The organism is Mitsuaria sp. TWR114, from assembly GCF_007997345.1.
The window spans coordinates 1-11,830 of record NZ_VOSR01000300.1 but is presented as its reverse complement, the minus strand read 5'-3'; the positions used below and the strand labels follow the sequence as shown (position 1 = coordinate 11,830).

The following is an 11,830-nucleotide window of genomic DNA, read 5'->3' as shown; positions in this document are numbered from 1 at the left end:
CCCCCTCGTTCTCACGGTCTTCCTCGTCGACAAGGATGACCATGCGGCCGGCCGCCAGTTCGGCGACCAGCTCGGGAATCGGTGAAATAGGCATGGGCGCGATTGTAGGCGGGGCGGGCCTGGCGGGCCGGAGGAGGGCTGGGTCTAGGCGCTCGTGGCCGGTCTCAGGCGCAGGCGCAGGTCGCCGCGCCGGAGGCCGCCGCCTCCGCCCCGCCACAGCAGCTGCAGCGGGTGCAGATCACCGGTTCCGCGATCAAGCGCATCGCCGACGAGGGGGCGCTGCCGGTGCAGGTGCTGACCCGCAACGACATCGTCAAGGCCGGCGTCACCACCGCGGCCGAGCTGATGGCGACGGTCTCCTCGCTCAGCAACAACCTCACCGACGGCGTCAGCATCGGCACCGGCGGCTTCCGCGACCAGATGGGCTTCAATTCGGCCAACCTGCGCGGCCTGGGCACCTCGTCGACGTTGGTGCTGCTGAACGGCCGGCGCATGGCCAACTTCGCCTCGCCGGGCGACGACAACGGCGTCGACCTCAACAACATCCCGGCCGCGGCGATCGAGCGCGTGGAGGTGCTGCTCGATGGCGCGTCCGCGATCTACGGCACCGATGCGATCGGCGGCGTCATCAACTTCATCACCCGCAAGGACTACCAGGGCGTGCAGCTGGACGTCTACGCGGGCAAGTCCGGCGAGGGTGGCGCGGGCAAGCGCACCGCGTCGATCGCCGCCGGCCATGGCGACCTGGCGCGCGACGGCTTCAACCTGATGGGCGTGCTGGACCTGCAGAAGACCGGCGCGCTGCGCACCTCGCAGCGCGACTTCATCTCCGACCTCCGCATTCCGGAGCGACTGCCGCACCTGCTGTCCTCGGCCAGCTTCCCCGGCAACATCCGGCTCTCGGGCGACCAGCGCGACTACCTCGAGTCGCAGGGCTTCGCGATCAATGGCCGGCCCATCACCACGCGCACGATCAACCTGAGCGCGCCGACCTGCCAGCCGCCGCACTCGCTCTACCTGCCTGACGGCATTGGCGGCGTCGACGGCTGCACCTACGACTACATGCGCGACCTGGAGCTCTATCCGAAGACGGACAAGGGCAGCTTCCTGGGCCGCGGCGTGCTCAAGCTCGGGGACCGGCACGAGGCCTTCATCGAGGCGGCCTACACCCGCAGCAAGAGCTGGTACGTCGGCACCAGCAACCGGATCGACGCGGACCTGGATGTTTCGATGATCCCGGCGCTGGCGGCGACCGGCCTGGGCGACGCGCTGCCGGACGACCGGCTCATCACCGTGCGCACGCGCATGCTGGAGGCCGGCCCGCGCGCGAGCGAACTGACCAGCACCGGCAGCCGCATCGTCGTCGGCATGACGGGCACGCTCGGCGCCTGGGACTACGACTGGGGCTACAACCACAGCGTCAACCGCGTGTCCGACCGCGACGTGCGCGGCTACCTGCCCTACACCGAGACGATGCAGGCCTTCGCGGACGGCCTGCTCAATCCCTTCGGTCCGTCGAGCGAGGCCGGGCTGGCCTTCCTGCGCGACAACAACATCAACCAGGAAGTGCGCCGCGCCCGCGGCTCGATGGACAGCCTCGATGCCAAGTTCACCCGCAGCCTGGTCAAGATGGGCGGCGGCGACCTGGCGATCGCGCTGGGCGGCGAACTGCGGCGCGAGAAGTCCTCGTCGGCGGCGAGCGACCTGCTGATCTCGGACGAAATCGTCGGCGACCCGACGCCGGGCGACGCGCAGTTCACCAGCAATTCCCGCAAGGTGTGGGCGGCCTATGGCGAGCTGCTCGCGCCGATCACCAAGGCGTGGGAGTTGCAATTCGCGCTGCGCCACGACCATTACCAGAAGGTCGGCGCCACGACCAATCCGAAGGTCAGCCTGCGTTATGCGCCGCTGGACAACCTGACCTTCCGCGCTTCGGCCGGGACCGGTTTCCGCGCGCCGTCGATGAACGACCTGTACCGCTCGGTGAAGACCGGCGAGACGGCGACGCTGCCCGATCCGGTGTGCATGCGCGAGAACGACAACGACCTGGGCTTCTGCGCCAACAACTGGGAGACGCGGACCTATTCGAATGCCAACCTGAAGCCGGAGAAGTCGCGGCAGTTCTCGATCGGCATGCTCGCGGACCCGACGCCGGAATGGAGCTTCGGCCTGGACTACTGGCGCATCGAGAAGCGCGACCTGATCAGCACGCTGGGCGACGACGTGATCCTCGCCAACCTCGACAAGTACGAGCCGCTGGTGCACCGCTACAACGAGGACGAAGGCATTGCGGGCTGCGACTACGACCCCGACGACTCCGAGATCTGCTTCATCGAGTTGCGCAAGGAGAACCGCGGCAAGCAGAAGGCGTCCGGCCTGGACATCACGCTGCAGTACCGCTCGCCGGCGACCGCGATGGGACGCTTCGGCGTCAAGCTGGTGGGGACGTTGACGCTGAGCTCGAAGAAGCAGACCGGCGATGGCGATCCCTATATCAGCAACCTCGGGCGCTTCGTCACCGATGGCGTGGTGCAGCGGTGGCGGCATCGGGTCAACTTCGATTGGTCGCGCGGTCCGTGGAGCGTCAACCTCGCGAATTCGTTCTACAGCGGCTACGACGACCAGAACTCGGCGATCGATACCAACACGGGGCTGGTGGTGGGAAAGAACAAGGTCAAGGCGTATTCGCTGTGGGACCTGTCGGGCGGCTGGGAGGCGACCGCCGCGCTCACGCTGCGGGCGGGGGTGAAGAACCTGTTCAACACGGCACCGCCGTTCTCGAACCAGGCTTACTTCTTCATTTCGGGGTACGACCCGAGCTATACGGATCCGCGGGGGAGGTTCTTTTACCTGGCGGCGTCGTATCAGTTCAGGTGAGCGTTGAACTGGAGACACACTACCTCTCGGAAGTACTGGTGCTTGCGTGGGTCAAACTCGCGAGCATGGGTAAGCGGGCTTGATGTAGGTGTTTAAGAATTGCCCTTTTGATCCAGCCTCCATCAACTGCTGGTATATCGCGTCAGGCACGTTGTAGTACTGATAGACGCCATTCTTGAACTCAACTTCAAGGGTGCTCGTCGTCGGCTCATAGCCTATCGAAACAACATTCGATGAGGCCACCAGTTCACGGTCCATAGCTTCGATCTCCTGTTGGGGTAGCTTTGTGCGGATGACTCGCAGCGGGGTCCAGATCGGACTCTGAGCCCGCCAAGAGGCGGCGAGCCGGCCGTAGTCTTCGGCGAGTCGGGCGGCCATCCATCGCTTTGCGACGGCAGGGTCCTCGCTGTTGGGCCGGTGCTCCTCACGCGGTAGCGTGATGCGGCAGCGAATAGGCAGACGAGCCGCCTCGCCGGTGATGACGGCCTCACCGACGCGCAGGACGGGCAGGCTGTCAATCACACCAGCCAGGTTGTCAGGCAAGGATGCCTGTACCTTCGTCCGGTCCGCTGAGTTGGACAGTCGCAAAGCAACGAACGTCCCGCATTGCGACAGGATGGTGTCATCGACCTCCGATGGACGCTGGCTGACGACCATTGCCCCAATGCCGAACTTGCGACCTTCCTTAACGATCCGCTGCACCATCTCGCGTGCCGGCCCGTCGGCGTCCTTTGACAGGTATCGGTGCGCTTCTTCCATGACCACCAGCAGCGGACGAGCGATCCCACCTTCGCTCTTGTCCCGTCCCCAGAAGAGACCCTCGTAGATGATCCTCAGGATCGCGCCGATGAGTCGAGCCACGACCGGGCTGGGAATGCCGGAGAGGTCGAGGATCGTGATGGGCTTGCTATGTCCAAGCCAAGCTTCGAGAAGCTCTGGCAGCCCCTTCAGCGATTGGCTGTCGAGGTCGGGCTCCCAGTCGCCGGGGTGGAGCAGAAAGTCGTATTGCCGGTCAAGCAGGCGAGACCGCATCTGGTCTAGCTGGCGGCGTATGCCCAAGACTCCAACCTGGTTGATGAAGGGCGCGGTGGCGCCGGCCCCGTGAGGGCGGTACTTGGGCGCTTTCAGCGTTTGCGGGTCGCCGGCCTCATCCAGCGCCGGTTGCGTCCTCTGCTGGTCCAGCCAAGTCCTGACTTCAGGGTCCAGGAGCTCAGACCACAGCTTTTTCAAGCTGTAGGGACTCGGGCTGTCGGCGGTCATCGAATTGACGTCGAGGCCCGGAGCTGGTTGAGCACTCACCGCCTTGACCTTGTAGTCCATGATCCTATCGAGGATCTGCGTAAGTTGTTTGTCGTCTAGCTTGCCCATGAGGAAGGCCAGCAACTCAGCCGGGTCCAGTGCCCAGAACGGGATATGCAGCGGCACCTCACCAGCGCCGGCATTGGGATTGATCCTGAAGACCGTCGATACCGACTCCAGCGCCCGCCCATACTCCCCGTGAATGTCGAGCAGGAGGATGCGCGCGCTCGGAAACCCCGGTGTGGCCTCGGCATCGCCGCCTAATGCGATCGACCGCAAGAGGCTGGACACCGTGGTTGACTTGCCCGCGCCGGTCGAGCCGAGCACTGCAATATGGCGCGTCACGAGCTTGTCAAGGTCGATCCGTACCGGAATTCCTTCAGCGCTTGCCAATCGACCAATCAACACTTGACCGCCGTCCTGGGTACCGTAGATCACCGCCAGGTCTTCTTCGGTGACGAGGTGAACCTCGTCACGGACGTTCGGGTACTGGCTAATGCCTCGCTCAAAGGAAGTGCCAACGATCTCGCCGACCAGTTGGATGGTCATCCACCGATCGCTCACTTCGGGCTGCCCTTGCGGCGTTGTTGGCGCCGCGCTAGCGCCAACTTCGGCAACGATCCCGTACAGATCGTGATATCCCTGCGGTATCCGAACGAAGCTGCCGACTTGACCGATGCGATAACTCTTGCCGCCGATGATGGCGATGCCAGACGCGACATTCGGTGAGAGGCGGACGCTAATCGCTGCGCCGGTAACGGCGCCGACATGGCCCAGCAAGGTCGGCTTGATGTTCATGCGACTGGCGGTTGCGAGGCGTCTGCAGGGGCTGCCTGCTCGGCGCCAGGGCTGCTCGGGGGAGGCGGGGGCTGATGCTGCTGACTGGCTCGTGACGATGCGAAGAAGCGCGCCAAGCGGTCAAAGCGACCTAGCTCAAATCGCTTTGTATTTGTCGCCGGATCGCTGCCCCAGTAGGTGGCGCGAATGGCGCCCCAATCGCGAGTGGGTAAGTCGCCGGGAACCCACGGGGCGGCAATTCCATTGATCACAGCCTTGTCTGGGCAATACAAGCTCATGTTGGCTCGCCTGGCCGCGATCTCAGCAGCGTAAATCTCCTGATCGAGAGGCTTGAACTGAAAGGCAAAGACGCTCGCCGACGGATTGGCGGCCAAGCACTCATCAATTCGAGCGGAGATGTGCGCGTCAGCGAAAGAGAAGCCGGTCGCAATCAGCAGCGTGTCCGGAGTCATGAGGAAAGCCCGAAGCCGGTCGAACAGGGCGGCGTAGGGGGCCTTCTGGGTTTGGTCATATTTCAGGTGCTCCGGGAATACCAGATGCGTGGCTTTGGCATTGCCCGTGCGAACGACTTCCCCCCGGGCATTTGCCGACCAGCCTAGAGACCCGTGCAGCTTCCACAGCCGGGTCCAACGAGCTGGTAGGTCATTCCCAGCAACCGTTGAAGGATCAAAAAACGGCTCGCTCGATCCGCTAAAGCCATCGAAAAAGGGCACACGCAGCCGCTCGAAGGCCTGCTCGAAGAGCAGGTCGTAGTTCGTGGTGAAGACCTCCACGGCGTGCTCACGCGGCGTGCCGCTAATCCAGGACACGAACTCCGTATACGGTGACGGGCCGTCGTGCAGCGGTTTATTGACGATCTGCCCGATCTGGTCGCAAATCGACTCGCTCAGCTTCCTGAACCCCATGCCGTCCAAGCCGTGTATTTCCATCTTGCCCAGCACCGATCCGAGTGTCCGAACACGCGAGAGGATCGTTTCGATGTTTGGGTTATCGAGTTCGGCGACTACTGCGGCCAACGGCTTCTCATAGTCCTTCTTCAGGGCATCGATGACCATTGTGGTCAGTCCAACCACGGCAGGGATGAGGGGGGACGTACTACCTGGCGGGAATATCCCCGCCGGTGCGCCGGCACCGATCAAGAGACCGATCCGTTTTCGACCCTGCGCGATGACTTGGCGCAGGCTGACCATGTACTGGTCCGGGTTGTGGACGCTCACCGACATCGATTTTCCTCCGCTCGCCCGCCACTGCGATGGTGGCGGGTCACGTACTATCCTACGCCGTTGGTTGCCTTGCCCGTATCGCGAGGCTCGGCCGATGTTGCCAATTTCCATCGAGGTGCGACCGTTTGCAGGACGCGTCCGCGCTGGCAATCTTGCAGACCCGCACCGCGGTAGCGGCTGCTAGCGGCGCGCGACTGTAGGGTTGAACGACAGGTCCTGCGACGGCAGACGCCGACGGGCCGCAATCACTGAATGTCGGGGAATGCATGAGGCAGTCGTTCCGGTGCCCGCCAGTGAAAGACTGGGAACAGCCGCCGCTCAAGTTCGAGAGCAGCATCAGTGCTGAAGGGTCCGTATTGCTGAGGCGCAACGCGCCAGAGACGGCGGGCATGACCCGCGTCGCGGTTAAGAACAGCGCCGGTAATTCAAAGGCGTTCAGCATGATGGTCAAAGCAGTCCAGCATCAGCACCCCGTGCGTGTCGGAGGTATCACCGTAGCCGGCGACGAACGCGCTGCGGTTGGCGGAGAGCGGCGTGCCGGCTGCCGCTCACAGTGTTGGCATCGATCCGAGTTTCCACTTCACCCCCCCGCTGCCACCTCGGTTCGCAAACGCGCGAAAGCAATCTCAAAATCGGATGCGGACTGCACGTTGCTCAGCATGTACTCTTCGTTCAGCCCGGAATTGGAGCGCAACGTCAGCGTCGCGTACCGCATTACAGGAATGGAATAGTTGTCTCTGAAGCGCTTGTCCGGTGACCCGTCCTTGTTGGCTTTCGCCCAAGTGGTTCCGACCTGCTCCGCGTCCGACGGGACCGGCCCTTCTTCGTGAAACCTGCTCGCAAACACCTTCAGCTCGAAGTCGCCGAACTCCACAAGCGCGTAGTTGGTGGACGCGGCGTGATAAAGGATGAATCCGGGGAAGAGGAAGATGTCGCCTCCGTTGGCGTTCTCCAGATGCGGTACCGCCATGGGCGCATCGATAACGGAACACTTCCCGAGTCGGAACTTCACTGGCTTCAGGTCCACGATACGCGAGGCGGTGGTGCGTTCCATTACGCGGTTGGTTGCCCGGTGCGCAACGTTGTCCCAGATGCGCTGGGAACAGGAGCACGCACTGAAGGCCCGACACAGTTCTTCGAACGCCTTGGCCACTCCGTCGGACATTTCGAACTGCGTGCTCAGCCGCGACAGTTGCAATTGCTCATCCAATTCCACCCGCCGGGCCGTGCCTTCTTCAGCAGCATCGCGAAGCTCCCCGAACCGCTTCTTTGCCACGCGCTTGAGGAACCAGCCGCGATTCCAGCTCTCGTAATGCCCGACAAGGCTCTGTTCCACGACCTTCGCCTCAACCAGTTCCTTCTCGGTAGCCGCATGGAGGGCCTCCGCGCTCATGAGAGAAGCCTTGAATGCGGCGAGGCCCGGGCTCGTCATCATCGAAGAACTGCCGCTCTGAATCGCATCCATAGTGGGAGTGCCATGCAGCGTAGGCATTGGATCGGGCGGAGCAATCGGTTCCGGAGACCACGCGGGCAAATCGATGCCGCTAGACACGCTGAGCGCGGATTGCCGTTTTGGCTCTGCGGAAGACGCTGTCTTCAGAGGCTGATGGAAGGACACGCCGATGCCAGGCACATTAACGGCCAGTGCCGCACCGCGCGGTCCTGCCGAAAGTCTGACCGGCCCGGTGCCCACCGATGTAGTGATGCCGCTTTTGGACAACGTGACGCGCACCCCGGGGATTGGGGCGAAGCTCTTCCTGAATCGCCAGGTCATGGCGCCTCCCTGACAGGTCTCTGAGAACCCTTGTGAGCGCTCCATGGGCCCATGAGGGGTCCGAACCACCGCTGCAGCGCAATGGCATCTAGAACGCTAGATAACGCTAGACCATATCGACGCGCGCGGGGAGAGGCAACCGCTCAGAGAGGGGGGAGGAAGCCAAGCGGGGCCAGTCAATGTGCCGCGGAGCCAAACAGTAGGGCCGCCGCGCTCGAGAAGGGCCGTCCACCAAGCAGCAAGCCGGTGCCTTCTCTTCGACCCATTCAACTGCTTGGTGCTCGACGGTCGTCCTCACGCCCTCAGCCGCGAGGTCGCCCCGACCGGCGTTGGCCACACCACTCTGGGATTCTTCATCCATTGGAAATGGCGGGAAATTCAGGATTCGCCAACAGATTCTTCTCCCAGCGCCGCGGCCAATCGGAGGGTCTCGCTTGGAGACCACATCGGTACGGGAATATCTGGAAGGCGGACCCAAGCCTGATCACGCATCATCCCGGCCGCCGGGCCCGTTTCCGCAAACGGTCTGGGCGTCGCGAGAAACCGACTCCACGATGTCCCGGCCACTCGGCCCTGATCGCCATTCCAAGCCCCATGAGCGCGAACCCGTACGCATCTCCAGACTTCCAAGTCGCAGACCTTCCTTCCCGACAGGCGTCCTCGGCCCCCCGTTCTTTGCCGTCTCGCTGTCCAAGCTCGTCGTCATGAGCGTCTGCACGCTCGGCCTGTATGAGATCTACTGGTTCTATCGCAACTGGAGATGCATCAGGCACCGGGAGCAAAGCAACATCGCACCGGCGCTGAGAGCGCTGGTCGCGCTCTTCTATTGCTACCAGTGCTTTGCCCGGATTCGCGCTTACGACATCGAGAAAAATGGCAGCTCGCCCCTCGCCGCCGGGAGCTTGGCCGTCGGTTGGATCGTCGCCACCTTGCTCTGGAAGCTTCCAGATCCGTACTGGTGGCTCTCGCTGCTCGCTTTCGCATTCCTCCTTCCCGTGCAGGCGTGCGCGAACAGGTTGAATGCGCAGGTGAGCCCACTCCACAAGCGCAATGCGTCCGTACGCGGCTGGGACTGGCTGGCCGTGATTCCCGGGGGCGCACTTCTGCTGCTCGCGTTCCTTGGAACACTACTGGCCCCTTGACCGGAGTGAGCGTACCGAGGACTCGGTCCACGCCTTTCATCGAGCGGAAGCCCCGCCGCTTCGCGCCGGTCAAGCCGCCGGTCGTCCACGTGGCCCGCTCGCGGCGGCGCCCTACCCCCTCAACCGCTCCACCGCTAGGTCAATGAACGCCCTCACCTTGCGCGACGCTCGCTTCCCCTGATGCTGCAGCGCCTGCACCGGCACGGCGGGTGGCGCGAACTTCGAGAGCACCTCCACGAGCGCCCCTGAAGCGATCTGCTCTTCGACCATGTACGACAGCACTCGCGTGACGCCAAACCCATCGCACGCCGCGGCAATCGCGTGGTCATTGCTGTTGGTGGCGAGTCGAGCGCGGATCGGCACGGCGACGGTCGGCGCGTCCACGCCCGCGCCCTCACGGAACTTCCACTCCGATCCAGGCTCCAGCCCAAGCGCCGCGATCAGCGAGTGCTTCGCGAGATCCTTCAGCTGCTTCGGCGTCCCGTGCTGCTTCAGGTACGCGGGCGACGCGCACAGGATGCGCCGCACCGTGGCCAGCGGCGTCGCGTGGAAGGAAGCATCCGGCAGGTCGCCGATGCGGATCGCCACGTCCACGTCCTCGCTCAGCAGGTTGACATTGCGATCCAGGAAACGGCACTCGACCTCGGTCTCCGGATAACGGGCCAGGTAGGCCAGCACCACCTCGTTCAGCTTGAGCCGCCCGTACATCACCGAGGCGCTGACGACGAGCTTGCCGCGCACCGCGCCGTGCGAGCCACTCGCCGCCTGCTCGATCTCCTCCAGTTCGCCGAGCACGCGCCGGCAGTCCTGCGCGTAGCGCTCGCCGACCTCGGTGACCTTGACCACGCGCGTGGTGCGCAGCAGCAGGCGCACGTTCATCGCCGCCTCGAGCTCGCTCACCGCGCGCGTGACCACCGGCGCGGACACGCCGAGCCGCCGCGCCGCCGCGGAGAACCCGCCCTCCTGAACGACGGCCACGAAGATGGCCATGGCATCGAGCTTGTCCATATCTTTTCTGATCCAGAAAGAGTCATTTCCCAGCCGCGCCGATTCTCTCCGCGGAGCGCGAGGGCCACCATCCGCTCACCCTCAACCCACCGGAGAACCGCCATGAGCCGCATCCACGTCGTCGAACCCGCCACCGCCACGCCCGAGCAGAAAGCCCTGCTCGACGCGATCCAGGGCCAGCTCGGCATGGTCCCCAACTTCCTGAAGGTCTTCGCCAACTCGCCCACCGCGCTCCAGGCCTTCCTCGGCCTGTACGGCATCGCCAACGGCGGCAGCCTGGACCCGCTGGACCGCGAACGCATCGCCCTGGCGCTGGCGCAGCAGAACGGCTGCCAGTACTGCGTCTCCGCGCACACGGCGATCGGGCGCAAGACCGGCCTGTCGGCCGAGGAGATCGCCGCGGCCCGCGCCGGCACCAGCGACGACGACACCTCCGCCGCGATCCTGAAATTCGCGCGCAGCTTGATGGACAAGCGCGGCGAGGTGTCCGCGCTGGAGCTGACCGAGCTGCGTGCCGCCGGCGTCGACGAGGCGCAGATCGTCGAGATCATCACGCACGTCGGCATGAACTTCCTGACCAACATCCTGGGCAAGGCCAGCCTGGTCGAGATCGATTTCCCGAGCGTCAAGCTCGAACTGCCGACCGCGGCCTGAAGGTCCGCATCCTCACCGGGAGCTCATCATGGGACGCGCCTATTCGGACATCACCTTCACCCCGACGGTCCGCGAGGTCCAGGCGGAGAAAGGCAGCCGCGAGCAGTACGCCTTCCTCGACACGATGAGCGACCGCGGCGAAGCGCTGACGCCCCGCGAGGCGCAGTTCCTCGCCGAGGCCGACCACTTCTTCCAGGCCACGGTCAGCGAGACCGGCTGGCCCTACGTGCAGCACCGCGGCGGGCCGAAGGGTTTCCTCAAGGTGCTGGATTCGCGGACCATCGGCTTCGCGGACTTCCGCGGCAATGTGCAGTACCTGAGCGTCGGCAACCTGCGCAAGGACGACCGCCTCTCGATGATCGTCGTGGACTATCCGAATCGGCGCCGGCTGAAGCTGCTCGGACGCGTGGAGCTGGTCGAGGCCGGCGTCAGCCCGCAGGGCGACGCGGCCATCGCCGCGGTGAGTGATCCGGCCTACGGCGCGACGGTCGAGCGCGCCTTCCTGATCCGCATCGAGGGTTGGGATTGGAACTGTCCGCAGCACATCACGCCGCGTTTCACCGAGGCCGAGGTTGCGTCGCTCACCGCCCCGCTGCGCGCGCAGGTGCAGAAGCTGAAAGCGCAGTTGAGCGACGCCAAGGCGGCACTGACCGCTTCACAGGCACCCTCGGCGTCAATGCCGCCGCCATCGCTTGGCGACGGACCGCTCGCGCTGACGATCTCCGGGGTGCGCCAGCTCACGCCATCGGTGAGGGCCTTCGAGTTGAAGACCGCCGACGGCTCGCCGCTGCCGGCGGTGGTCGCCGGGGCCCACCTCGACCTACCCGTGCGCCTGGCCGACGGCACCGACTCGACCCGCAGCTATTCGATCGCCTCGAGCCCACATCGCACCGATGCCTACGAGATCGCCGTGCAGCGCGAGTCCGAGGGACGAGGCGGCTCCGTGGCCGTGCACGAGGACTTCCAGCTCGGTTTGCGGCTCAACGCCTCGATGCCGCGGGCGCTCTTCTCGCTCGCCGAGACGGCGCATCGAGCGGTGCTGATCGCCGGCGGCA

At 64.6% G+C, this 11,830-nt stretch carries 9 protein-coding genes; 4 read left to right on the top strand and 5 right to left on the bottom strand.

Annotation, left to right across the window (positions count from 1 at the left end; all coding sequences use genetic code 11):
* A partial coding sequence (locus FUT87_RS30630; protein WP_186830502.1) for a 3,4-dihydroxy-2-butanone-4-phosphate synthase occupies window positions 1-94 on the bottom strand: 94 nt, incomplete at its 3' end.
* A 137-nt stretch (window positions 95-231) separates the two neighbouring features.
* Here FUT87_RS30630 and FUT87_RS12395 point away from each other — a divergent pair.
* The gene (locus FUT87_RS12395; protein ID WP_255511790.1) at window positions 232-2,877 is read left to right on the top strand and encodes a TonB-dependent receptor; all 2,646 of its coding nucleotides are present in this window, start codon (window positions 232-234) and stop codon (window positions 2,875-2,877) included.
* A 51-nt stretch (window positions 2,878-2,928) separates the two neighbouring features.
* On the opposite strand, the gene FUT87_RS12390 is transcribed toward FUT87_RS12395, so the two are convergent.
* The 3 genes from FUT87_RS12390 to FUT87_RS12380 form a co-directional block, all read right to left on the bottom strand.
* Window positions 2,929-4,974: a helicase HerA-like domain-containing protein gene (locus FUT87_RS12390; protein WP_147241213.1), complete on the bottom strand. Its 2,046-nt coding sequence runs from the start codon at window positions 4,972-4,974 to the stop codon at window positions 2,929-2,931.
* Complete coding sequence (locus tag FUT87_RS12385; RefSeq protein ID WP_147241212.1) at window positions 4,971-6,197, bottom strand: SIR2 family protein; 1,227 nt, start codon at window positions 6,195-6,197, stop codon at window positions 4,971-4,973. Before FUT87_RS12385 ends, FUT87_RS12390 begins: the two co-directional genes overlap by 4 nt.
* A gap of 580 nt (window positions 6,198-6,777) precedes the next feature.
* Window positions 6,778-7,971: a DUF4236 domain-containing protein gene (locus FUT87_RS12380; RefSeq protein ID WP_186830501.1), complete on the bottom strand. Its 1,194-nt coding sequence runs from the start codon at window positions 7,969-7,971 to the stop codon at window positions 6,778-6,780.
* A gap of 704 nt (window positions 7,972-8,675) precedes the next feature.
* Here FUT87_RS12380 and FUT87_RS12375 point away from each other — a divergent pair.
* Window positions 8,676-9,113, top strand: coding sequence for a hypothetical protein (locus FUT87_RS12375; RefSeq protein ID WP_147241210.1), 438 nt, complete (start codon window positions 8,676-8,678; stop codon window positions 9,111-9,113).
* A 111-nt stretch (window positions 9,114-9,224) separates the two neighbouring features.
* On the opposite strand, the gene FUT87_RS12370 is transcribed toward FUT87_RS12375, so the two are convergent.
* Window positions 9,225-10,121 carry a LysR family transcriptional regulator gene (locus tag FUT87_RS12370; protein WP_147241209.1) on the bottom strand — a complete coding sequence of 299 codons (897 nt, stop codon included), beginning with the start codon at window positions 10,119-10,121 and terminating at the stop codon, window positions 9,225-9,227.
* A 102-nt stretch (window positions 10,122-10,223) separates the two neighbouring features.
* Here FUT87_RS12370 and FUT87_RS12365 point away from each other — a divergent pair, with 102 nt between their 5' ends.
* Complete coding sequence (locus tag FUT87_RS12365; protein ID WP_147241208.1) at window positions 10,224-10,775, top strand: carboxymuconolactone decarboxylase family protein; 552 nt, start codon at window positions 10,224-10,226, stop codon at window positions 10,773-10,775.
* 28 nt (window positions 10,776-10,803) lie between these two features.
* The coding region (locus FUT87_RS12360; protein ID WP_147241207.1) for a pyridoxamine 5'-phosphate oxidase family protein at window positions 10,804-11,830 on the top strand (1,027 nt) is incomplete at its 3' end.